We start from the raw sequence: 21,569 nt of genomic DNA, 5'->3' as shown, positions 1-21,569 counted from the left end.
TTTCCCCTGAACGGCGCCCGGGCTATGCCGGTGCGGCCTGAGCGATCAGTTCCTGCAGCCGCAGCCCCCGCCGGGCGTCCAGCCCGTCGGACACCCCGGTGCGCACGGCCGTGGCGAACTCGCGGCGCAGCACCGGCCACGCCTCCTCGTAGTCGAGCCCGGTGGAGTCGTACACCAGGGGAGGCCGCGGTCCGAACAGCTCGACACGGGTGCCGCCCCCCGGGACGTGCACCGACCCGGACAGCGAGCACTGGCTGACCGCCCCCGTGGTGTGCTCGCACGTCAGCTCGATCCAGCGGCGGGGATCCCCGGTGCCGCGTACCCGGACGACGGGACCGACCGCCGCGTCCAGCAGATCGAGCAGATGCGGCCCCACATCGAGCAGCGCGCCGTGCTCCAGGCGCCACGGGGTCGCGAAGTCGCCGCCCAGAAAGGCGCCGCTCAGTCCGCTGGAGCGTGCGCCGCGGACCTCCGTCGCCCGCGCGGCGGCCAGGAACCGACGGGCCGCGGGGTGGTAGCGGTGGGTCAGGACGAGCTGGGAGACCACCCCCGCCTCCGCGACCGCGTCCGCGAGCCGCCGCGCCGAGGGCAGATCCTGTCCGAGCGGCTTCTCCAGCAGCAGGGCCCGGCCCGCCCGCGCGGCCCGCCGGGCCAGTTCGGCCTGCACCGCCGGAGGGACCGAGAAGGCCACCGCCTCGCAGGCGTCCAGGAGCTCCTCGAACCGGGCGGTGGCTCGCGCGCCGTACGGGGCCGCCATCTCGCGGGCCGCCTCCTCGCGGCGCGCCCACACCGCCGTCAAGCGGGTCTCCGGCCCGGCCGCGAGCACCCGTGCGTGCACGGCGCGCGCCCAGGGCCCCGCCCCGACGAGCCCGACCCGCACGGGCTCCCCGGTCCACGGCGGCAACAGGTCTGTCATGGCACGAACTCCATCATGTCTCCGAGGGGTTGAACAGATCCGCTCCCAGGACCGGACCAACCGGGCCCGAGAGCAGGGAACTTGACCGAACACAGATGATTCCGGAGCCAGGCCGCGCCCTAAGCTGACGGCCGTTGATCAGCGCCCCTCCCCAGGAGTCACCGTGACGCCACCCCGTCGGCACCCCCGCAGACGCAGCACCGTCCTTCCCCGGCAGGCCGTCGCGGGAACGGTCCCCGTCGCCCTCGCCGCCCTGATCGCCGCAGCGGGCCCCGCCGCGGCCGGCACCGTGGGCTCGGCCGGAGCGGGCGACCCGTACTTCCCGCGCGAGGGAAACGGAGGCTACGACGTGAGCCATTACGACCTGACCCTCGGCTACGCCCCGGGCACCGGCCACCTCGACGGCCGGGCCGTTCTGCGCGCCCGCACCACCCAGCGCCTCACCCGCTTCGACCTGGACCTCAAGGGTCTGAAGGTCACCGCGGTCACCGTCGACCACGTCAAGGCGTCCTTCCACCGCGACGGACAGGAACTCGTCGTCTCCCCGAGTCACGCGCTGCCCAAGGGCCAGGACTTCCGGGTCGCCGTCACCTACCAGGGCACGCCCAAGCCGGTCACCGACCCCGACGGTTCACTCGACGGCTGGATCCCGACCGACGACGGCGCGTTCGTGGCGGGCGAGCCGCAGGGCGCCATGACCTGGTTCCCCGTGAACGGCCATCCGAGGGACAAGGCGTCGTACGACATCACCATCACGGTCCCGCAGGGCCGTACCGCCGTCTCCAACGGTGTCCTCGTCGGCCGGGAGACCGCCCACGGGCACACCACGTTCCACTGGCGCCAGTCCGAGCCGATGGCCGCGTACCTGGCGACGGCGACCGTGGGGAAGTTCACCGTCGAGCAGTACACCACCCCAGGCGGCATCCAGGTCGTCAACGCGGTCGACCCGCGCGAGGCGCCCGCCGCCGCCCCCGTGCTCAAGAAGCTGCCCTCCGTGCTCGCCTGGGAGAGCAGGCTCTTCGGCCCCTATCCCTTCCGTGCGGCCGGAGCCATCGTCGACAAGGCCACGAACGTCGGCTACGCGCTGGAGACACAGACCCGGCCCGTCTACGACCGCGCACCCGACCTGAGCACCCTCGTGCACGAGAGCGCCCACCAGTGGTTCGGCGACTCGGTCAGCCTGACCCGCTGGCAGGACATATGGCTCAACGAGGGCTTCGCCACCTACGCCGAGTGGCTCTACAGCGAGCAGCACGGAGGCACGACGGCACAGCAGACCTTCGACGCGCTCTACGCCCGCCCGGCGAGCGACGAGCTGTGGGCCTTCCCGCCCGCCGATCCGGGCAGCGGGGCCCACATCTTCGACACGCCGGTCTACGCCCGGGGCGCCATGGCCCTGCACCGGCTGCGCACGACCGTCGGCGACCAGGTCTTCCTGCGCATCCTGCGCACCTGGACGGCCGAACACCGCGGCGGCCACGGGGCCACGGCCCAGTTCGTCCGTCTCTCGGAGCGCTTGTCGGGCAAGGATCTCGGCGCGCTGTTCCACACCTGGATCGGCACGGCGGGCAAACCGTCCGCGCCCTGACCCAGGGCCGCCGGAAGATCGTGATCGAGTGTCCGACTCGTCGAACGCGCCGCTGCCGCGGATCAGCCGCTCCAGGGCGCCTCGTGCCGTGGCGATCGACGAGTGGGACACGACGAGCAGCCCGCGCACCCGGTCCGGCGGCACCGTGAGCCCGCCGTGCGCATGTCGTCATGTCCTCTGCCACGTCGGCGCGGGTATGACCTCGTTCAACGGCGACGGGTCACGACCGGCTTCGCGTGCGAGCACCGGAAGGGGACAGGGGCAACGCGGTCGCCGGGCCGTTCAGGGCCGGGCGTACTCCAGCCGTACGGTGGAGGCGAGGAGGGCGAGGGCCTCCTCGGTCCGTGCGCGGTCGGCGTCGTCGAGCGCGGCGAGCGCGTCGGCCGCGGCCTCCCGCACCAGCCGGGGCACCTCGTCCAGCGCGGCCATCCGATAGGCGACCGTGCGCCGTGCGGCCCGCTCCTCGGGGGTGACCCCCGTCGGCCCCGTGCGCGGGAAGACCGCGGCCTCGTACACGGCGATGTGCAGGAGCACGCCGTGGGCTATCCCTTCGGCGTAGCCGCGTGTCCCGGCCTGCCGCCGGGCCACCGCGAAGTACGCCAGCGCCCGTCGGCGGAAGAAGAACGCGGCGAGTGCGGTCGCCGCGCCGGCGCCCGCCGCGGCGACGAGGGCGATCCGCGCCCCGCCGAGGAGCGCCCCGACGAGGGCGCCGCTCGCGGTGGTCAGACAGACCAGCCCGGTGAGAAGCAGACGCAGTGCGCGGGCGGGCGTGATCGGGGCCATGGCGTGCAGTGTGCCAGCCGCCCGGGCGGCCCCCCCCGCGACAGCCCCGGTTCCGGCCCGCTGAGGGCGTGATGTGCGACACGTGCGCGATCGCCCGAATCGACTCCTTCGGGGGATTCTTGCTGCCCATCGCTTGATCGGTGATCAAGGGGGGTAATTCCGCCGGCCGCACGGCGATCCGTGCATTTGACACCTTGTTGTGTGCGCGGATAGGAAGCAAGCCGGAAGCGGAGAGGTGGACTGTGCGCGAGCCCCATGTGATCGGCGACTGGCAGGAATGCTCGGAGGAGCATGCCGGTCTGCGTATTCGCGTGCATCGCCTGGAAAAGGCGGAGCCGCCGCGAGGGCGGGACGACGCCGCCGAGGGGCTGACGTATTTCAGCTTCCGGGTGACCGTCGAAAACCGCGGCGAGGACGTCGTCGGCATCCAGCTCGAAGACGGTCAGGTCGACGTCCGCGCCGGCTCCGAAGGGGAGAGCGCGTTCATCGACTGGCGCAACTCGCACTTCATCGAGGGCTTCGATCTGTATCCGCTGCGCCGCGCGACCGCGGTGCTGTATGCCGCCGTCCCGGAGTCCTGCCTGCAGCTCGTCGACATCCAGGTACAGGTGAAAGCCGGCGACGAATGGGCCGACCGGTATCTGTGGTGCGGCGATCTGAGCGCGCCGGACGGCATGCCCGGAACGGGTGCCCGTCCCGACGGTGTCTCGGAGACTCTGGCCGGACAGATCTGCACGTTCCTGCGCGAGCAGGCGGAACGCGGACAGGGCTGACCCCGGCGCGCCGGGGCTGTCCGCCACGGTGCCACACGGCGCCGGGCGACCGGTGAATGCCGTGACCGCGTACGTGTCCCGCGTGGAAGGCAGTCTCCTCGCTGACGCACCGCCACGGGGGCATCGGCCGTACCACGGCCGGTCGTTCGCGGATGACCGCCGGACGCCCGAGAGGTGAGGTGCGGCGCGGTCGTACGGGGCTGCCTGAGGGCCACCGGACCGGGCTACTCCCGTGCCCGGCCGTCGGACGGCTGTGCGGGGGACGGGCCCGCGGCCCCCTCGTCCTGCTCCCGGCCGCCGGGCGTGGAGGCGTCCCCCTCCCGGCCCGCGGCTGTCTCCTCCTCGGCCGGGTCCGCGGCGCGGGGCCCCTCGGCGCCCGGGGGGCGGAGCTGCTTGGCGCCGTCCCGGACGCGCTCCAGCGACTTCGTCAGGGTGCGCAGGGAGAAGCCTTCCCGCTTGCGCGCCTCATGCCGTGGCGCGGGCAGCGCGCCGGCCGAGTCCTGGTAGGCCGCCAGCGCCTCATGGGCCAGCTCGGCCGCCTCCCGGTACAGGTCGCGCGACTTCGTCATGGCGTCCAAGGCCTCGGCATAGGCGGCGAGTTGACTACGCGCGGCGGCCAGTTCCTCTTCCAGGGTCGTCAGGTGCCACTGTGTCCGCAGATCGGACAGGGCCTCCTCGGCGCCCTCGGGAAGCGGCCGGGGCTCCAGGGCGTAGCGGCACACCGTCTCGATGAGCTCCACCGGTTCGGACCCGTCCAGGAACACGGTGCGCACGGCGAAGCCGTCGTCACCGACACCGGGGGCGGTCGGCGCCGAGGGCAGCACCACGGCGCCCCCGCGGGGTACCCGCGCCCCCAGGTCGTACAGCCCCCAGTTGACCACCTGGAACTGCTCGGGCGCGGCCCGGTGCTCCACGATCCGGTGCCGCAAGCTGGGCGGCAGCAGCGGCGCGAGCGGACGCAGCCCGCGCTCGTCGGGTGTCATCGCCTCGTGGACGATCACATGGATGCTCCAGGAGTGGCGCGCGCAGTCCTTCAGCAGGCGCCGCAGCACCCGGTCCTCCGAGGGCAGCCGATTGATCTCCCGGAAGCGCAGGTCCCCGACCACGTCGTGGTCCCAGGGCGCGTCGGCGTCCTCGGGCCAGAACACGGTGGCGGGCGAGGGCCAGTCGAGGTCCCAGGCCCGGTCCGCCTCCGCGACCAGCAGCCACTCCTGCGTGCTGTCCCTCTCCTGAGGTGCCTCGATGTTCAGGCGGGCCCGCACGACGACGTCGCCGGCCACGAGCCAGCGGGCCTCGAAGGCACGATGGGGCACGCCGTCACGGGAGCCCTCGAATCCGAGGTGGTCCTGGATGGCCGTGCTGCTCTGCAGATCCCGCAGCCGGTGCCGGACGGAGTCCTCGGCGCTCGGGCCGAGGTGGCGCCCGCGCGCCAGCCAGACGGTGTCGGGAGCCGTGGCAGGGGCGGTGGAGGACTTTGCCATGGGGTCACTCTGTGAGGAATCGGGACGGGCGCGGTTTCCGGTGTGGTCGCGCCTGTCGCGGGGCCGGGGACGGGGGTGGAGCCGGGGTCATGATCGCTTGTTCCCACCGTATGCCCCCGTGGCGCACGGCGCCGCACTGCGTCGCCACATCGCTTCTCCCGGTGCCCGGGGAACATGCGAATCGATTGTTGGCACAGCGGATTCTGCGGTGATGCATTGATGAAACGCTTGTTTCAGTCGTACAGTCCTGGCCGTCATACGTTGCCGGACATAGGGGTACGCCATGGACCGCGCCCGTCTGCGTCAGCTCCTCGCCCGCGAGAGCGCCGAGGCCGAGCGGCACAACCCGCGTTCGCGGGCTGCCTACGAACGCGCCGACCATCTCTTCGGCCGGGTCCCGATGACCTGGATGAACAAGACCGCGGGCGCCTTCCCCCGCTATCTCGCCGCCGCACGCGGCGCCCGGGTCACGGACATCGACGGCCACGACTACATCGACTTCTGCCTCGGTGACACCGGGGCGATGGCCGGTCACTCCCCGGACGCGGTCACGGCGGCCGTGCACCGGCGGTTCGCCGAACTGGGCGGTGCCACGGCGATGCTGCCCACGGAGGACGCCGAGTGGGTCGGCGCGGAACTCACCCGGCGTTTCGGGCTCACCCGGTGGAGCTTCTCGCTGACCGCGACCGACGCCAACCGGTGGGCGATCCGGCTCGCGCGGGCCGTCACGGACCGCCCGAAGATCCTCGTGAACAGCTACAGCTATCACGGCAGCGTCGACGAGTCGCTGATCGTGGTGGGACCGGACGGGCGCGGCATGGCCCGGCCCGGCAACGTCGGCGCGCCCTGCGACGTCACCCTGACCAGCCGGGTCGCCGAGTTCAACGACCTCGACCAGCTCGAACGCGAACTCGCGCACGGTGACGTGGCCGCGGTCCTCATGGAGCCCGCCCTCACCAACATCGGCATCGTGCTGCCCGAGCCCGGCTACCTCGCGGGCGTGCGGGAGCTGACCCGGCGGACCGGCACCCTGCTGATCAACGACGAGACGCACACCTTCTCCGCGGGCCCCGGCGGCTGTACCGCCGCCTGGGGCCTGGCGCCCGATCTGCTCACCATCGGCAAGGCGATCGGCGGCGGCATCCCGGCGGGTGCCTACGGGCTGTCCGCCGAACTGGCGGAACGGCTGCTGGGCCGGGAGGACCTGGACCTCGTCGACATGGGCGGGGTCGGCGGCACCCTCGCGGGCAACGCGCTCTCGACGGCCGCCACCCGGGCGACCCTCGAACACGTCCTCACGGACGAGGCGTTCGCCGGGATGGCGAAACTGTCCCAGCGGTTCGAGGACGGCGTGCGGTCGTGCATCGAACGGCGGGAGCTGCCGTGGTCGGTCAGCCGGCTCGGCGCCCGTACCGAGTACCGCTTCGCGAACCCCGCGCCGCGCACCGGTACCGAGTCGTCGGCCGCCTCCGACGCCGAGCTGGAGGACTACCTGCATCTCTTTCTGGCCAACCGGGGCGTGTTGCTCACCCCGTTCCACAACATGGCGCTCATGTGCCCCGCGACCACCGAGGAGGACGTCGACACCCACACCGAGCTGTTCGACGCCGCCCTGGCCGAGCTGGTCGGCTGACCGGCGTCGGTAGGCTGGGCGGCGACCGCCTGGAAGGAAGAGCGTGGACGAGATCGACCGGGCCATTCTGCGTGAGCTGCAAACCGACGGCCGTATCGCGTACGCCGACCTCGGCCCCCGGGTCGGTCTCTCCCCCTCGGCGGCGCGCCAGCGCCTGCAACGGCTCCTGGACACCAAGGTCGTGCAGGTCGTCGGGGTCACCGACCCGATGCGGATGGGCGGCCAGGCGATGGCGCTGCTCGGCGTCGCGGTGGACGGCGATCCGCGCGCCGTCGCCGACGAGCTGGCCGCCCACCCGGAGGTGGTCTACTCGGTTCTGACGTCGGGCGGCTTCGACCTGTTCGTGGAGGTCGTCTGCGCCGGGCCACGTGAACTGCTCGACTTCGTGGGCGACGTGGTCCGGGTGACGGAGGGCGTCGAACGCGTTCAGGCCTTCCCGTACTTCGGCATCCACACCCATCGCTTCCTCTGGAACGTGGGATAGCGGTCCCCTCCCGGCCCTCGCCCGGCCCCCTCCCCTCCCGGCCCTCTCTCGGTCACCTCCTGGTCCCCTCCCGGCCCGCACTCGATCGCGTGCGTCGAGAACGTGCCAAAAAGTGCCCACGTGAGGGGAGTTGTGCATGGTTTGCACGTGACGGGGCATCCGAATCGAAACCATTGAGTAGAGAGGGCCTCGCTGTGCTTGTTCCGGATCCGAAGACGGTCAGAGGACTACTGACCCGGTATGCCTCCCTGCGGATCGCGCTTGCCGAGAGAAACACACCCGAGAGGGCGCGAGAACTGGAGGACGTCAGCTACACGCTGTGCGTCATGACGGGGACCCGCACGGTGTCCGAGGCCGTTCAGGCCGCGGACGCGCTGCTCGTCGCGGGCACCGGGAGGGACACCGCGCGCCGGACGGACGGTGAGAGCGGTCTGCCGATGGCAGTCTGACCCGCCTCGTCGGGTGTGCCGCGCCCGGGCCCGGGCCTCGCCTCGGGGCCGTGGCCGGTCCGCGGTCACCGCACCGGAACGCCCACGGCTCCGGTACGGTGACCGCGGACCGGGATCACTAGGGCAGTAGCTTGTCGAACGCGGCCTGCCCCTCGGACGCGAGTTTCCGCTCCGCCCACGCGAGCGTGCTCGGGGTGATGTCCCTGCCCGAGGCGAGGACCAGATCCTCCGCCGAGGTCTCCGCCGGAACGGAGTGCAGCAGCTCGTCCGGCGTGGCCCGGTCATCGGAGAGGCGACGTGACGCATCAGGCTGTGACGTCGGCATGGTGTCTCCTATGCGAGTCGATCCGCAGTGGTGGCACCCGCGGTCGTCCCGAGGGCAGGACACCACCTCTTCCCTCACTTTTCATCGAGATGACGCGGCGCGCATCCCGAGAGGCACACGTCAAGCGGTGACGTATCTCCACACCCGGCCGACCGATACGGAGAGTTGTGAGATTTATACGTGAAGTGACGGAAGCGCTGCTGTCCTGACGTACCGGCGCTCGCCCGCGGCGGTCATCGGACGCCGGGCGCGGGGCTTTTGGCGCGAGGCCGGACGATGTCGAGCACGGACATCATGCCCTCATCCTCATGGTTGAGGATGTGGCAGTGCAGAACGGTCCTGCCGGTGAAGTCGGTGAAGTGGACGCGCAGGACGGCGACCTCGCGCGCGGGCACGTTCACCGTGTCGTACCAGCCGCGGGAGGGCGGCTGGGCCTTCCCGTTGATGCTCATCAGCTGGAAGTCGTTGGTGTGGAGATGGAAGCTGTGGGCCTCGTCCGAGTCGTTGCGGACCGTCCACTCCTCGACCGTGCCCAGGGTGGAGGTGAAGTCGGTCCGGCGGGGATCGAACGCCCGGCCGTTGATGAAGAACTTCGTGCCCGCCTTGTTCTCGGTGTAGACGATGGTCTTGCGGGCCGCGATCTTGGAGCGGGTCAGGTCCTCGTGCGGGGCGAAGCCGGTCGGGATGGCGGCCCGCGTCATGGGTGTGCCGCTGGTGACGACGGTCGCGAGGTCGGCCTGGGGGAACTTGTTCCCGGCCGGCCCGCTGTCGTAGGGGAGGGTCTCCAGCCGGGCCGTGCCGGAGCTGCCGCCCTGGACGAGGACGTCGAAGCGGGCGCCCGCCGGGATGAGCAGGGTGTCCTGGGCGTAGATCTTGCGCACGGGAATGCCGTCCTGGGCGATCACATGGAAGCGGGTGCCCGGGAGACGGAGCCGGTAGTAGATGTTGGCGCCGATGTTGGCCAGTCGCCAGAGCTGTGTCTCGCCCGGCCGCATGGTGATGACCGGATTCTGCTGGCCGTTGACGGTGCGTTGGGTGGGCGCGCCGATGCTCAGCGGGCGCGTCCTGATCGAGTCGCCCTGGACCTGGAAGTCCTTGAGCGCGATGGTGTGTTCGGTGATGCCGCGCAGCGACGCCGGCAGGTACCGCTGGAAGCTGTCGACGATGAGGATGCCCGACTCGCCACCGGCGACCTGCGGGGCGGAGAACATGTCGGCATGCGAGTGGTACCAGTAGGTGCCGATCGGCTGGTTGCGCGGGAGCTGGTAGCTGTAGTGGTAGCTCTGCTTGTACTTGATGGCGATGAAGATGTCGTCCGAGGGGGAGCGCGGCGAGACGTGAAGGCCGTGCGTGTGCAGATTGGTGTCCTCGTCGATGTTGTTGGTCATGGTGAGGTCGATGCGGTCGCCGGGCCGTACGCGTAGCGTGGGCGGCATGTACGCGCCGTTGTAGGTGGTGGCGTACAGCCGGCGATCGCCGACCTGGGCCTTGCGCCGTTCCACGACGAGGTTGACCTTCAGGAGGCCGTCGTGGCTGACCAGCTCCGGAGGGTCCTGCAGTCGTGGGCCCAGGCCCGCGGCCGCGGGGCCGTCCTGCGCCGCAGGCTCGTGCGGTCCGTCGGTCTGTCCCGTCACGGACGCGCCCACGCAGCCGGCCAGCCAGGCCGAGGCGAGAGCCAGGCCGGCCATCGACCGGATCAGCGGAGAACGAGTAATGGGCCCGAACACATCTCTCCCCGGAAAGAGCCGTGCGGCCGGGCGGGTGACGCCCGGCCCGAGGTGGTGACGGAGCGTTGACGGTCCGTCAGCGGGAGCGTAGGCAGGACAGTGTCCTCGTCCGCACCGACGACGCGCGGACGGTGGCGGCATCCACTCAAACAGCACTACGCGGTGGCCCGGGCGGTGCCGCCGCAGGGCACGGGTCACCGCACCCCGGGGTGCCGATCGCATCCCGGGACCGCGGTCGTACGCCGCCGGGACCCCCCCGTGCCGCATCGCCGGGCCCCGTGGCACAGCGGTCCCGGACCGCTGCCGTACACCCTCGTCCCGGTGGACCGGGCTGCGGCGCCCCCGTCCGGGCGGGGCCGCTGACGCGCCCCGGCGCGGTGGGTCTTGGGCGGGCCGGGGGCATGACCGACGGCGCGGCGGCCGGGGAAACGGTCCCCGGCCGCCGCGTCACACGTCGGTGCCGCTTCGGGTCACTCGTTCTCGAAGACGGCCTTGCTCACCTCGGCCGGATTCTGGAACTTCTTCTTGCCGAGGTGGGAGATGCGCTCGGTGATCTCCTTGGGCGCATGGTTGTTCTGGGCGATCTTCGTGAGCTGCCGGGTGTCGGCCGGGTACTCAGCGCCCGACAGTGCTTTCTGCAGGTCGGTGGGGCTGACAGCCGCCATGGCTCCTCCAGGGCGATGAAATGGTTTCTGTGTTCCGGTTCGTCGGCGCCGACAACAGCGCCAGAGCGGCGAGTACCCGTGCCCTGTCGGGACAATGCGGAAGGAATCCGGACTTTCCGATCGCGGCCGGTGAGCGCGTCACGGATCCGGTCACGAGTCCGCCCTCGTGTCGTACGCCGTCTCAGGAGCCTCGCCGGTCTTGCGCACGCCCGGCCGCGGGACGGCGCTGGAACAGGGCGTACAGCCACAGCAGCGACGGTACGAGCAGCACCGCGCCGACCGCCAGGGCGGCGAGAGACGTGCCGAGCACGGAGGACGTGGAGGCGCTGGCACCGATGGTGACCGACGGGGGCAGCATGACCGGGTACTGGGCGAGTCCCCAGCTCCACAGGATGGCGGCGACGGCGGAGGCCGCCGTGACCCGCACCAAGGTCGTCTCGGCGCGCAGCAGCAGCACCAGACTCGACGCACCCAGCACGGCGGACACCAGGACCAGGGGGAGCGCCCGGTGCGTGAGACCGTGGAACAGCTGCGGGGCGTCCTCGTGCAGGATCGCGACGCCTGCCAGTGCCACGACCCCGGTCAGCACTCCCGTGGCCAGCGCCCGGTGCCGGAAGTAGGCCGTCAGGTCCGCGTCGCCGGCCCGGGCGGCGTCCCCGCTCAGATAGACCGCCGCCAGATAGGCGCAGACGAGGACGGCCAGTACGCCGCCGAGCGCCGACGTCGGATTGAGCCAGCTGGTGATCACATCTCCCTTCGCCACGCCCGGCGGGACCCGGCCGGAGGCCACGGCCCCGGCGACCGAGCCGAGGAAGTAGGGCGTGACGACGGAGGAGAGCGCGAAACAGCCGCCGAACAGCCGCTGCTGCCACACCTCCGTGCTGGCCTTGCGGAAGGCGAACGCGGCGCCGCGCGCGATGATCCCGAGGGCGGTGAGGGTCAGCGGGATGTACAGCGTGGACATCACGGCGGCGAACACCGGGGAGAACCCCGTCCACAGCAGGACCACGACGAAGATCAGCCACACGTGGTTGGCCTCCCAGACCGGGCCGATGCTGTGCTCGATGAGCCGCCGGGGCCCTCGGCCGCGCTCGCTGGTGCCGGCGAGGAGATCCCACAGTCCCGCGCCGAAGTCGGCGCCGCCGAAGAGGGCGTAGCAGGTCAGACCGACCCACATGACGGCCAGTGCCGTGTCGGCGAGCATCAGCGTCCCCCTGTCTCGGCGGTGCGGGCGGGTCCGGTGCCGCCGAGAGACCCGGCGGGTGAGCGGTCAGACACCTCAGACAACGCGGTACTCCTCCACGTCGCTCTCCTGGGGCGCGACGGGGACGGGCCGGTCGCGGGTCAGAAGGCGCAGGACGTACACCGTGGCGATGGTCAGCAGCACATACACGGCGACCACCAGCCACAACCCGGTTCTCAGCCCCGGAGCGACGTTCACGGCTTCATGGACGCGCATCAGGCCCACCACCACCCACGGCTGACGTCCCTCCTCGGTCACCGTCCAGCCGCACTCGAGGGCCACGACCGCCGCCGGACCGGCGAGGGCCCCCAGCGCGAGGAAGAGCCGCAACGGGCGGCCCGTCCCCTCCAGCCAGGGCCCGGGACGGCGGCGGTGGCGCAGCGCGAGCACGAGCAGCCAGACACCGATCGCGATCAGGAACATGCCGCAGCCGACCATCAGGTCGAAGGCGAGGTGAACCCCCGTGACCGGGGGCCGGTCGCCGGGCGGTACCTGTTCGAGCCCCTTGATCACGGTGTGCGGGCTGAAGCCCACCAGCAGGGACAGCCCGTTGGGAATCTCCAGCCCGTACCGCAGGCCGCCCTGGCCGGCGATGCCGCCCAGGGTCAGCGGAACATGGCTTCCGGTGTGGTAGACCCCTTCCATCGCGGCGAGTTTCACCGGCTGGTAGTGGGCGACGAAGCGGGCGGCCCAGTCCCCGACGACGAGCTGGAACGGGGCGACGATCGCGCCCAGGGCCAGCGGAACGGTGAAGCCGAGGCGGTGGTAGCCGTCCCGGCGCCCGCGCAGCAGCGCCACCGCGTACACGCTGGCGGTGAGGAAGGACGCCACCATCAGGGCCGCGAGGATCATGTGCGTGGTCTGCGGCGGTGTCGCCGGATTGAGCATGGCCGCCCACGGGTCGACGTGGACGACCTTGCCGTCGCGCAGGGTGAAGCCGCGGGGCTGGTTCATCCAGGCGTTGGCGCACACGACGAAGAAGGCCGAGGCCACTCCGGCGACGACGATGGGCACGCCCGTGAGCAGATGGAGGCGGGGCGGCAGCCGGTCCCACGCGTACAGATAGATACCGAGGAAGATCGCCTCGATGAAGAAGGCGATGCCCTCCAAGGCGAACGGCAGCCCGATGACCTGGCCGTAGGTCCCCATCAGCCCCGGCCACAGCAGACCCAGTTCAAAGCTGAGGATCGTGCCGGAGACCGCGCCGACGGCGAAGAGCACCCCCATGGCCCGGGCCCACCGGCGTGCCAGCAGTCGGTACGAGGGGTTCTGGGTGCGCCAGCCCCACCACTCCACGATCAGGGTCAGCAGAGGCAGTCCGACACCGAGGCAGGCCAGCACGATGTGCCAGGCCAGGGAGAAGCCCATCTGGGCCCGGGCGGCGTCCAGGTCCTCCGGTCTGGCGGCGGCGAGTGCTCGCGGCAGCGCGGTGACCGGTTCCATCGGACCTTCCTCTCTCCCACGCGGCGCCACCGACCGACGGCAGCCCCCGAACCACCGTTGCCCCTCCCGTCAGTCGAAGCGCGTGCGCCGCGCGTGACCTGTCGGTTTTCCCCGCAAACGGAGCATCACCGGCGGTGGCCGGGACCGGCGTGCCCCCGTGGCGGACGGCTGACGGAAGCGGCCCCGGGGAGGGTGGGACGCAGCGGACGCGGGTACTCGAAGGGCGCCGGTGTCCCCCCCCGTGGACACGGCGCCGGGAGACGGGTGAGGCGCGATGAGCGACGTACGGAGCGCCGGGGCGGACCGCCGCGCGCCGGGCCGGCCGGATCCCATCGGACCCGCTCGGGCATCGACCTCCACGAGCCTGAGGCGGGCTCGACGGTCGGGATCCGTCCGTCGTGCGGCGCACCCGCGTCTGCGACAGTCGCAGAAAACTCCCGGCCGGCCGACTCGTGACACGTACCGGCTGCCTGACACCTTCAGGCACCCGACACTCGCCGGCCACACGTACCGGAGGAGGCACGAATGAGCGAGAGCACACCTTCGCAGGCGGAGGGCGAGCGGTTCCCGGACGAGATGGGCCCGGCCGACCAGCCGCCGCGCACCACTCCCTCGCAGGCCGAGGGCGAGGACTTCGAGGCCGAGGAGGAGGACGCCGGTCCTGCGGCGGACGACGCCGCGGACTGACTGACGGGTCCGCCGGGACCGGGCGCCCGGCGGCCCCGGCGGGCGGGGGCTTTCCGGACCGCCCCCGTGACGGCGGTACGGAAAGCGAGCCGGGACCCTCCGAAGTGCCCTCCGGAGTGAAAGCGCCGGTGTCGGGGAAGTGGTGGGGCGGGGTCATGAGCGGGCCTCCGCCATCACGCGCTCCCAGTCGGCGAGGAAACGCTTGAGTCCGTACCGTCCGAGGGCCGCCTGGCGGGCGCGGGCGCCGTCGGCCGCCGCGGCCTCCGGTTCGTGCAGATAGTGCCGGGCGGTGCGGGCCAGGACGTCGGGGCGGGTGGAGAGTGTGCCGGCGCCGTGCGGGACCGCCTCGACCACCTCCGTGGTGGCGAGCCCCACCACCGGCATGCCGAGGTGCATGGCCTCCAGGAGCGCCAGCCCGAGGGACGTCCACCGCATCGGATGCAGATAGAACCGGCGCTGCGCCATGGCCCGGTGCAGCTCGGCCTGGGGCAGGCAGGCGCTGCGGCACTGCTCCTCGGGCAGGCCGAGGCAGGCGGCCAGGCCCTGGGTGTCCCTGCCGAAGACGTCGAGCGGGGTGGCCTCGGCGAGGGCGGGCAGCAGGTCCGTGCCCAGGTGACGGCCGCGCCGCATCGGCTCGTCGACGACGACGGCCGCGCGGGCCAGGCGGCCGGTGTACTCGTGACCGGGGTCGACGACGCCGTGTTCGATCACCTCGGTGCGGGTGCTGCCGGAGTCCCAGAACAGCCGGTTGAAATGGGTGACGTGCACCAGGGTCAGGTCCGAGCGGTCGGCGAAGGGGTGCCGGGTGCGGGGGACGTCTCCGTCCGGCGCGTTGTGCTCGACGTAGACGGCGGGCAGGTCACGGCCGGGACGACGGCCGCCGAGCCGGCGCTCGGCCAGCTCCGGCTCGTGCGGCCGTTGCAGCAGGACCAGATCCACATCCGTGTCCCGCAGTTCCTCCGGTGTCACCTCCCGCACCGAGGCCGGCCAGGAGCTCGGACGGGCCCGCCCGGGCCCGTCCGGATCGCGGCCCGGTGTCACGGGAACGAGGTAGGTGTGGGGGCCCTGGACGAACGCCGTCGTCCAGGAACTGTGCACACGCCACAGAAGGATGTTCATACGGTCGCTCCTCGTCCCGTTTCCGACCCGCCGCGGGCCGGTGCGCGGCCACGTCGGCGACCCGCCCCGGGCTTGCTCACGCCGTCGAGACACGGATGACCCGGTACGGGCCGGATCGCCGGTGTCGCGAGACGGTCGGGTACCCCGATCAGCGTCGGTCGCCGGGGCGCCGGAGGCGCGGTGGTGTACGGCATCCGGGTGATGCGCGCAGAGCGAGGACCCACCGGCCGTGCGAGGCTGCCTCGTCCCGGCCCGTCGCGTCGCGGGAAACAGGGAAGGCGACGGGCAAGGCGATGGCACCGCTGGCGCACTCAGGACGTGACGGGCGGCGTACTCAGCCGGTCGCCGGCGTCCTGCGGCCCTTCCCGGATGCTCGGCACCACCTGGCTCAACCGCACCACACCCCACACGATGAGCCCGACCCCGACGGCTTCCGGCAGGAACCACCAGCCGGTGCGGATCCGCTCGTCGAACAGCGTGATGCCGAGCAGCAGACTCACCGTGGCGTCCCCGATGGTGAGGGCCGGCTGGGAGGCCGCGAGCCAGCCCGCCTGGAGCGCGTTCTCCAGCAGCAGGATGGCGCAGACGCCGGTCACCGCGAAGCCGTAGGTCTGCCAGGCGGTGAGGAACGCGGGCAGGCCGGCCGCCGCGAACGTTCCCGTCGCGGACTTGAGCAACGCGGCGGTCAGAGCGTTGCCGACGGCCGAGGCCGCGCCCAGTACGGCGGCCCGGAACAGCGGCGGGCGGCCGGGGCGGGCCAGGGCGACCGCCGCCGCCATGCTGCCCAGGCTGAGCACCAGAGCCGGGACCCAGCGGACCATGCCCGCCTGGTCCCGGACGCCGGAGGGGGCGGCGGCGCCGAGGACCAGCGCGAGACCGGTCACCACGCAGCCGATCGCCCACCAGCCCGCGTTCGGCAGCCGCCGGTGCATGAGGCGGGCGGCGATCAACAGGGCGAACGGCAGTTCCAGGACGAACAGGGGCTGCACCAGTGCCATCGGGCCGTTCACCAGGGCGAGCGCCTGGAACAGCGCGGCGCCGACGACCCCGGCGATGCCGATCAGCCAGGCGGGCCGATGGACGAGCGCGCGCATCAGCCGCAGGCCGCCGCCACGAGCGACCGTGGACGCCGCCTTGCGCTGGAAGGCGGTGCCCATCGCGTTGCTGGCTGCGCCGGTGACCGCGAACAGCGCTGCGAGGACGATCACCTCTCCAGCATGCCCTGGCGAGCCGGGCCCGGCCTCTGGGCTACGGCGCCCCGGCACCGCCGGACCGCCACGCGGCTCGGAGGACCGACGGCGCGTGCACGGAGATGCCCGGACGCCCCGCGGGCGAGGCGCAGGGGTCCGGGCCCGGCCGGGAAGCCGCACCCGTCACAGACTCGCCGCGTGGTCGGGCACATAGGTCTGCAGATCGCGCGGCGGGCGCTCGTAGCCGGTCGACGGCGGCCGCTCCGGCAGCTCGAGCACCGGCGGCGGCACCTCGTGGTACGGCAGGGAGGACAGCAGATGGGCGATCATGTTGAGCCGCGCCCGGCGCTTGTCGTCGCTCTCGACGACGTACCACGGGGCCTCCGAGATGTCCGTGTGGACCATCATCTCGTCCTTGGCCCGGGAGTACGCCTCCCAGTGGGTGATCGACTCCAGGTCCATCGGCGAGAGCTTCCAGCGCCGTATGGGATCCTCCAGACGGCGGCGGAAGCGCTCCTGCTGGACCGCGTCGCTCACCGAGAACCAGTACTTGCGCAGCAGGACCCCGTCCTCCACCAGCATCCGCTCGAAGATCGGGCACTGGCGGAGGAAGAGCTGGTGCTCCTCCTTCGTACAGAAACCCATGACGTGCTCGACACCGGCCCGGTTGTACCAGCTGCGGTCGAACAGCACGATCTCCCCGGCCGCCGGCAGATGCTCGACATAGCGCTGGAAGTACCACTGGGTGCGCTCGCGCTCGGTCGGCTTGGGCAGCGCCGCGATCCGCGCCACCCGGGGGTTGAGGTGTTCCGTGACCCGCTTGATGGTGCCGCCCTTGCCCGCCGCGTCGCGTCCCTCGAAGATCACGACCAGCCGGGCGCCCGCGGCCCGCACCCATTCCTGGAGCTTCACCAGCTCCGTCTGCAGCCGCAGCAGTTCCTGTTCGTAGGTCCTGCGCGGCAGCGTCGCCGTCTGGTTGCCGGCCATGCCGCCTCCCGAGGTCGATGACGTGCGTCCCTCCCCGCCCGGTCGAGGTCCGAGCCGGGCGTGTCGCACATCAGGACGCCACCGTACTGATCGCCCCCGCGGCTCGCATGCCTGCCCCCGCGGCCCGCATGTCCGCCCCGGTGGTCCGCCCGCCGTCCCGGCGGGGCACACGGACTCGTGCGCAAGCGTGTGCACAGGGCGGCGATTCGGCCGGCGCCCCACGGCACCGTGGCACAGTGGCGGTATGTGCGGCCGTTATGTCTCCAGCCGCGGCCCCGGGGATCTGGCCCGGCTCTTCCACGTCACCGACTGGCGCCCCGAGGAGGCCGTGGCACCGAGCTGGAACGTCGCCCCGACCGACGAGGTGTGGGCCGTCCTGGAGCGCGCCCCGCGCACCGCGGACGACGCGGCGCCGGTGCGACGGCAGCTACGGCCGCTGCGCTGGGGCCTGGTGCCCTCCTGGGCGAAGGACGTGAGGATCGGCGCGCGGATGATCAACGCACGGATGGAGACAGTGCACGAGAGGCCCGCCTTCCGCCGCGCCTTCGTCCTGCACCGCTGTCTGCTCCCGGCCGACGGCTTCTACGAGTGGCAGCGGACGCGAGCCCGGGACACGGGCAGGACCCGCAAGCAGCCGTACTACGTCCACCCCGAGGACGGCAGGGTCATGGCGCTCGCCGGGCTCTACGCCTATTGGCGCGACCCGGCCGTGGAGCACGACGACGACCCCGCCGCATGGCTGACGACCTGCACCATCATCACCACCGATGCAACGGACGCGGCCGGCCGGATCCACCCCCGGATGCCGCTCGCCATCGCCCCGGACCACTACGACGCCTGGCTCGACCCCCACCACCAGGACCCCGACGGCCTGCGCGCGCTGCTCACCCGGCCCGCGGACGGCCGCCTCGACGCCCGCCCGGTGTCCACAGCCGTCAACGACGTACACAATGACGGCCCCCGCCTCCTGGACGAGGCCGCGCTCTGACCGCCGGGGCTACGACGCCTGGGGACGAACGATGACGACGGGACACGGCGCGTGCTGGGCGACCTGCTGGCCGACGGAGCCCAGCAGGGCGCGGGCGAAGCCGCCGTGCCCCCGGCTGCCCACCACCAGGGCCTCCGCTCCGTGGGCGGCCTCGATGAGGACGTCGGTGGGATTGCCGCGCGCCAGCACCGCCCGCCCAGGGGTGTGACCCGTCGGCTCCCGGATCGGGCCGTGCTGGAGGGACCCTTCGAGGTTGCGGCCATGGCCACCCGGGATCACCAGTGCTACAAAGGGTCCATGGCGGACCGTTTCGCCCGGTTTCGACATGTGTCGCCGCGGTCACTGATAGGCAAGAGCCCGCGAAGCGTCGCCGGGCAGGTCTTCGTGCTGCAGGTGGCGCTGGTCGTGCTGCTCGTGGCCTGCGCCGTGTTCGCCCTCGTGCTGCAGTCGGAGCGGGACACCAGCTCCGAGGCCAAGCGTCGTTCCGTGGCCGTCGCCCAGGCCTTCGCGCATTCCCCGGGCCTGATCGCGGCCCTGCAGACACCCGATCCGTCGAAGGTGCTCCAGCCGATGACCGAGGCCGCGCGCAAGGCCGCCGGCGTCGACTTCATCGTGGTCATGAACACCCAGGGCATCCGCTACACCCACCCCCTGCCGAGCAGGATCGGAAAGCGGTTCGTGGGCACGATCGAGCCGTCCCTGCACGGCAAGGTCTACACCGAGAGCGTGCAGGGCCCCCTCGGGCACGAGGTCCAGGCCGTCGTTCCCGTGGAGAACACCGACGGGAAGGTGGTGGCCCTGGTCGCCGCGGGCCTCAAGGTCAAGAACGTGGTCAGCGAGGTGGACCGCCAACTGCCGATCATCTTCGGCGCCGGGGCCGGGGCGCTCGCCCTGGCCACCGGCGGGACGGCACTGATGGGCAGGCGGCTGCAACGGCAGACCCACAGCCTCGCCCCGCACGAGATGACCCGGATGTACGAGCACCATGACGCGGTACTGCACTCCGTACGCGAAGGGGTCCTCATCATTGACGACGACGGGCGGCTGCTGCTGGCGAACGACGAGGCCCGGCGGCTGCTGGAGCTGCCCCCGGACGTCGAGGGACGGCACGTTTCGGAGCTGTCGGGCCTCGACCCGGAGACGGTGGCGCTGCTCGCCTCCGGCCGGGAGGCCACCGATGAGGTCCACTTCGCCGGGGAGCGGCTGCTGGCGGTCAACCAGCGGCCCACGGACCGCGGCGGAGGCCCCAAGGGGACCGTGGTCACGCTGCGCGACACGACCGAGCTGCAGGCGCTGTCCGGCAGGGCGCAGGTCGCACGTGAGCGGCTGAAGCTGCTGTACGACGCGGGGCTGTCCGTCGGCACCACCCTCGACGTGGCCCGCACCGCCGACGAGCTGGCCCGGGTCGCCGTCCCCCGTTTCGCGGACTTCGCCACCGTGGATCTCGCCGACGCCGTACTGCACGGCGAGGAGCCGGCCGGCACGGCGACGGACATGCGGCGCGTCGCCGTGGTCGGCGTACGCGAGGACCATCCGCTCTACGAGAAGGGCCGGCTCTTCGACTTCCATCCCGCCACGCCCCAGGCACGGGGCTATGGCACCGGCCGCTCGGTGCTGGTGACGGATCTGTCCACCGCCACGGGCTGGCACGCGCAGGACCCCCAACGGACCAAGGCCATCGTGGACTACGGCATTCACTCCCTCATCGCCGCCCCGATCACCGCCCGGGGCGTCGTGCTCGGCATGGCCAACTTCTGGCGCTCCAAGCAGCACGACGCGTTCGACGACGAGGAGCTGTCGCTGGCGGAGGAGCTGGTGGCCCGCGCCGCCGTCAGCATCGACAACGCCCGCCGGTACACCCGCGAGCACGCCCTCGCGGTCACGCTGCAGCGCAGCCTGCTGCCACGGGCCCTGCCCGAGCAGTCCGCCCTCGATGTCGGCTACCGCTACCTTCCCGCCCAGTCCGGCGTGAGCGGCGACTGGTTCGACGTGATCCCCCTGTCGGGGAGCCGGGTGGCACTGGCCGTGGGGGACGTGGTCGGCCATGGCCTGCACGCCGCCGCCACGATGGGCCGGCTGCGCACCGCGGTGCACAACTTCTCCACCCTCGACCTGCCGCCGGACGAACTGCTCAGCCATCTGGACGATCTGGTCGGGCGCATCGACCAGGACGAGGCGGGGACGGAGAGCGCCGCGGGCGTGGTGGGGGCCACCTGCCTGTACGCGATCTACGATCCCGTGACGCGCCGCTGCGCCATGGCGCGCGCGGGTCATCTGGCGCCCGTGCTCGTGCACCCCGACGGCAGTGTCACCTTCGCCGACGTGCCGGCCGGGCCGCCGCTCGGCCTCGGCGGCATGCCGTTCCAGACCGCCGAGCTGGACGTGGCGGAGGGCACCCAGCTCGTCCTCTACACGGACGGCCTCATCGAGGACCGCGCCCGCGACCTGGACGTGGGAATGGAGCTGCTGCGCGACGCACTGGCGGGCCACCCCGGACGCTCGCCGGAGGAAAGCTGCCGGGCCGTCCTGGACGAGCTGCTGCCCGACCGGCCCAAGGACGACGTGGCGCTGCTCATCGCCCGCACCCAGCCGCTGACGCCCGACCGGATCGCCGACTGGGACGTGCCGCTGGACCCGGCCGCCGTCGCGCGGATGCGCGAGGCCGTGTCCGAGAAGCTCGACGAGTGGGGCCTGTCCGAGCTCAGTTTCGTCATGGAACTCGTCCTGAGCGAGCTGATCACCAACGCGATCCGGCACGGCTCCGAGCCGATCCACGTACGCCTGATCCGGGACCGCACGCTGATCTGCGAGGTGGCCGACGGCAGCAGCACCTCCCCGCATCTGCGATACGCCGCGACGACCGACGAGGGCGGCCGGGGCCTGTTCCTGGTCTCGCAGATGACCGAGCGCTGGGGTACCCGGTACACGCCGCAGGGCAAGGTGATCTGGGCCGAGCAGGCACTGCCGTCCGCCGACGGGCACGGCGCGCTCCACGCGGCCTTCGCCGACGTGGCACTCGACGACGAGGCCTTCGGCGACGAGGACACGGCCCGGACGCCGGGCTCCCGGGGCGGGGCGTAGGCACACC

The 21,569-nt window shown here is 72.1% G+C and carries 19 protein-coding genes and 1 pseudogene; 8 read left to right on the top strand and 12 right to left on the bottom strand.

What is annotated here, in order from left to right:
• Nucleotides 1–22: 22 nt before the first annotated feature.
• Nucleotides 23–916, bottom strand: a complete 894-nt coding sequence (locus ACWD5Q_RS21900; protein ID WP_451428706.1) for a Gfo/Idh/MocA family protein — start codon at nt 914–916, stop codon at nt 23–25.
• 163 nt (nt 917–1,079) lie between these two features.
• On the opposite strand from ACWD5Q_RS21900, the gene ACWD5Q_RS21895 reads away from it, so the two are divergent.
• Nucleotides 1,080–2,504 carry a M1 family metallopeptidase gene (locus ACWD5Q_RS21895; protein ID WP_451428705.1) on the top strand — a complete coding sequence of 475 codons (1,425 nt, stop codon included), beginning with the start codon at nt 1,080–1,082 and terminating at the stop codon, nt 2,502–2,504.
• A 282-nt stretch (nt 2,505–2,786) separates the two neighbouring features.
• Here ACWD5Q_RS21895 and ACWD5Q_RS21890 read toward each other — a convergent pair whose 3' ends face one another.
• The gene (locus ACWD5Q_RS21890; RefSeq protein ID WP_451428704.1) at nt 2,787–3,287 is read right to left on the bottom strand and encodes a hypothetical protein; all 501 of its coding nucleotides are present in this window, start codon (nt 3,285–3,287) and stop codon (nt 2,787–2,789) included.
• 242 nt (nt 3,288–3,529) lie between these two features.
• On the opposite strand from ACWD5Q_RS21890, the gene ACWD5Q_RS21885 reads away from it, so the two are divergent.
• The gene (locus tag ACWD5Q_RS21885) at nt 3,530–4,060 is read left to right on the top strand and encodes a hypothetical protein (protein WP_451428703.1); all 531 of its coding nucleotides are present in this window, start codon (nt 3,530–3,532) and stop codon (nt 4,058–4,060) included.
• Between the two features lie 224 nt (nt 4,061–4,284).
• Here ACWD5Q_RS21885 and ACWD5Q_RS21880 read toward each other — a convergent pair whose 3' ends face one another.
• Nucleotides 4,285–5,541 carry a hypothetical protein gene (locus ACWD5Q_RS21880; protein ID WP_451428702.1) on the bottom strand — a complete coding sequence of 419 codons (1,257 nt, stop codon included), beginning with the start codon at nt 5,539–5,541 and terminating at the stop codon, nt 4,285–4,287.
• Between the two features lie 283 nt (nt 5,542–5,824).
• Here ACWD5Q_RS21880 and ACWD5Q_RS21875 point away from each other — a divergent pair, with 283 nt between their 5' ends.
• The 3 genes from ACWD5Q_RS21875 (at nt 5,825) to ACWD5Q_RS21865 (ending at nt 8,107) form a co-directional block, all read left to right on the top strand.
• Nucleotides 5,825–7,174, top strand: a complete 1,350-nt coding sequence (locus tag ACWD5Q_RS21875) for a transaminase (RefSeq protein WP_451428701.1) — start codon at nt 5,825–5,827, stop codon at nt 7,172–7,174.
• A 43-nt stretch (nt 7,175–7,217) separates the two neighbouring features.
• On the top strand, nt 7,218–7,658 hold the full coding sequence (locus ACWD5Q_RS21870) for an Lrp/AsnC family transcriptional regulator (RefSeq protein WP_451428700.1): 441 nt from the start codon (nt 7,218–7,220) through the stop codon (nt 7,656–7,658).
• An 89-nt stretch (nt 7,659–7,747) separates the two neighbouring features.
• Nucleotides 7,748–8,107: a DUF5133 domain-containing protein gene (locus ACWD5Q_RS21865; RefSeq protein WP_451428699.1), complete on the top strand. Its 360-nt coding sequence runs from the start codon at nt 7,748–7,750 to the stop codon at nt 8,105–8,107.
• A gap of 118 nt (nt 8,108–8,225) precedes the next feature.
• Here ACWD5Q_RS21865 and ACWD5Q_RS21860 read toward each other — a convergent pair whose 3' ends face one another.
• The 5 genes from ACWD5Q_RS21860 to ACWD5Q_RS21840 all read right to left on the bottom strand — a co-directional run bounded on the left by ACWD5Q_RS21860 (nt 8,226) and on the right by ACWD5Q_RS21840 (nt 13,510).
• The gene (locus tag ACWD5Q_RS21860) at nt 8,226–8,432 is read right to left on the bottom strand and encodes a hypothetical protein (protein ID WP_451428698.1); all 207 of its coding nucleotides are present in this window, start codon (nt 8,430–8,432) and stop codon (nt 8,226–8,228) included.
• Nucleotides 8,433–8,665: 233 nt separating this feature from the next.
• On the bottom strand, nt 8,666–10,120 hold the full coding sequence (locus ACWD5Q_RS21855; RefSeq protein ID WP_451428697.1) for a multicopper oxidase family protein: 1,455 nt from the start codon (nt 10,118–10,120) through the stop codon (nt 8,666–8,668).
• 509 nt (nt 10,121–10,629) lie between these two features.
• Nucleotides 10,630–10,824 carry a DUF2795 domain-containing protein gene (locus tag ACWD5Q_RS21850; RefSeq protein WP_451428696.1) on the bottom strand — a complete coding sequence of 65 codons (195 nt, stop codon included), beginning with the start codon at nt 10,822–10,824 and terminating at the stop codon, nt 10,630–10,632.
• Between the two features lie 181 nt (nt 10,825–11,005).
• Nucleotides 11,006–12,028: a cytochrome d ubiquinol oxidase subunit II gene (locus ACWD5Q_RS21845; protein WP_451428695.1), complete on the bottom strand. Its 1,023-nt coding sequence runs from the start codon at nt 12,026–12,028 to the stop codon at nt 11,006–11,008.
• A 75-nt stretch (nt 12,029–12,103) separates the two neighbouring features.
• Complete coding sequence (locus ACWD5Q_RS21840; RefSeq protein WP_451428694.1) at nt 12,104–13,510, bottom strand: cytochrome ubiquinol oxidase subunit I; 1,407 nt, start codon at nt 13,508–13,510, stop codon at nt 12,104–12,106.
• Between the two features lie 525 nt (nt 13,511–14,035).
• Between ACWD5Q_RS21840 and ACWD5Q_RS21835 the strand changes: the two genes are divergently transcribed.
• A complete protein-coding gene (locus tag ACWD5Q_RS21835) occupies nt 14,036–14,197 on the top strand; it encodes a hypothetical protein (protein ID WP_451428693.1) in 162 nt (53 codons plus the stop codon).
• Nucleotides 14,198–14,350: 153 nt separating this feature from the next.
• Here the strand turns inward: ACWD5Q_RS21835 and ACWD5Q_RS21830 are convergent, their stop codons facing one another.
• From ACWD5Q_RS21830 to ppk2, 3 genes are all read right to left on the bottom strand, one after another.
• On the bottom strand, nt 14,351–15,316 hold the full coding sequence (locus tag ACWD5Q_RS21830) for a glycosyltransferase (protein WP_451428692.1): 966 nt from the start codon (nt 15,314–15,316) through the stop codon (nt 14,351–14,353).
• 311 nt (nt 15,317–15,627) lie between these two features.
• On the bottom strand, nt 15,628–16,524 hold the full coding sequence (locus tag ACWD5Q_RS21825; RefSeq protein ID WP_451428691.1) for a DMT family transporter: 897 nt from the start codon (nt 16,522–16,524) through the stop codon (nt 15,628–15,630).
• 165 nt (nt 16,525–16,689) lie between these two features.
• Nucleotides 16,690–17,493: a polyphosphate kinase 2 gene (ppk2, locus tag ACWD5Q_RS21820; protein WP_451428690.1), complete on the bottom strand. Its 804-nt coding sequence runs from the start codon at nt 17,491–17,493 to the stop codon at nt 16,690–16,692.
• Between the two features lie 244 nt (nt 17,494–17,737).
• Between ppk2 and ACWD5Q_RS21815 the strand changes: the two genes are divergently transcribed.
• Complete coding sequence (locus ACWD5Q_RS21815; RefSeq protein ID WP_451428689.1) at nt 17,738–18,481, top strand: SOS response-associated peptidase; 744 nt, start codon at nt 17,738–17,740, stop codon at nt 18,479–18,481.
• A 9-nt stretch (nt 18,482–18,490) separates the two neighbouring features.
• Here ACWD5Q_RS21815 and ACWD5Q_RS21810 read toward each other — a convergent pair.
• Nucleotides 18,491–18,661 (bottom strand): annotated as a pseudogene (locus tag ACWD5Q_RS21810) (universal stress protein); the annotation flags it as partial.
• A 117-nt stretch (nt 18,662–18,778) separates the two neighbouring features.
• Here ACWD5Q_RS21810 and ACWD5Q_RS21805 point away from each other — a divergent pair.
• On the top strand, nt 18,779–21,562 hold the full coding sequence (locus tag ACWD5Q_RS21805; protein WP_451428688.1) for a SpoIIE family protein phosphatase: 2,784 nt from the start codon (nt 18,779–18,781) through the stop codon (nt 21,560–21,562).
• Nucleotides 21,563–21,569: the final 7 nt, after the last annotated feature.

The sequence above is a fragment of the Streptomyces sp. NPDC002513 genome (assembly GCF_053595355.1).
This window is presented reverse-complemented; position numbering and strand designations above follow the sequence as displayed.

Excerpts from the sequence above, each read along its gene's own strand:
- ACWD5Q_RS21900 (WP_451428706.1), bottom strand. The coding sequence starts at position 916 with ATGACAGACCTGTTGCCGCCGTGGACCGGGGAGCCCGTGCGGGTCGGG.
- ppk2 (WP_451428690.1), bottom strand. The coding sequence starts at position 17,493 with ATGGCCGGCAACCAGACGGCGACGCTGCCGCGCAGGACCTACGAACAG.
- ACWD5Q_RS21835 (WP_451428693.1), top strand. The coding sequence starts at position 14,036 with ATGAGCGAGAGCACACCTTCGCAGGCGGAGGGCGAGCGGTTCCCGGAC.
- ACWD5Q_RS21890 (WP_451428704.1), bottom strand. The coding sequence starts at position 3,287 with ATGGCCCCGATCACGCCCGCCCGCGCACTGCGTCTGCTTCTCACCGGG.
- ACWD5Q_RS21880 (WP_451428702.1), bottom strand. The coding sequence starts at position 5,541 with ATGGCAAAGTCCTCCACCGCCCCTGCCACGGCTCCCGACACCGTCTGG.
- ACWD5Q_RS21805 (WP_451428688.1), top strand. The coding sequence starts at position 18,779 with ATGGCGGACCGTTTCGCCCGGTTTCGACATGTGTCGCCGCGGTCACTG.
- ACWD5Q_RS21830 (WP_451428692.1), bottom strand. The coding sequence starts at position 15,316 with ATGAACATCCTTCTGTGGCGTGTGCACAGTTCCTGGACGACGGCGTTC.
- ACWD5Q_RS21875 (WP_451428701.1), top strand. The coding sequence starts at position 5,825 with ATGGACCGCGCCCGTCTGCGTCAGCTCCTCGCCCGCGAGAGCGCCGAG.
- ACWD5Q_RS21840 (WP_451428694.1), bottom strand. The coding sequence starts at position 13,510 with ATGGAACCGGTCACCGCGCTGCCGCGAGCACTCGCCGCCGCCAGACCG.
- ACWD5Q_RS21855 (WP_451428697.1), bottom strand. The coding sequence starts at position 10,120 with ATGGCCGGCCTGGCTCTCGCCTCGGCCTGGCTGGCCGGCTGCGTGGGC.
- ACWD5Q_RS21850 (WP_451428696.1), bottom strand. The coding sequence starts at position 10,824 with ATGGCGGCTGTCAGCCCCACCGACCTGCAGAAAGCACTGTCGGGCGCT.
- ACWD5Q_RS21860 (WP_451428698.1), bottom strand. The coding sequence starts at position 8,432 with ATGCCGACGTCACAGCCTGATGCGTCACGTCGCCTCTCCGATGACCGG.
- ACWD5Q_RS21815 (WP_451428689.1), top strand. The coding sequence starts at position 17,738 with ATGTGCGGCCGTTATGTCTCCAGCCGCGGCCCCGGGGATCTGGCCCGG.
- ACWD5Q_RS21845 (WP_451428695.1), bottom strand. The coding sequence starts at position 12,028 with ATGCTCGCCGACACGGCACTGGCCGTCATGTGGGTCGGTCTGACCTGC.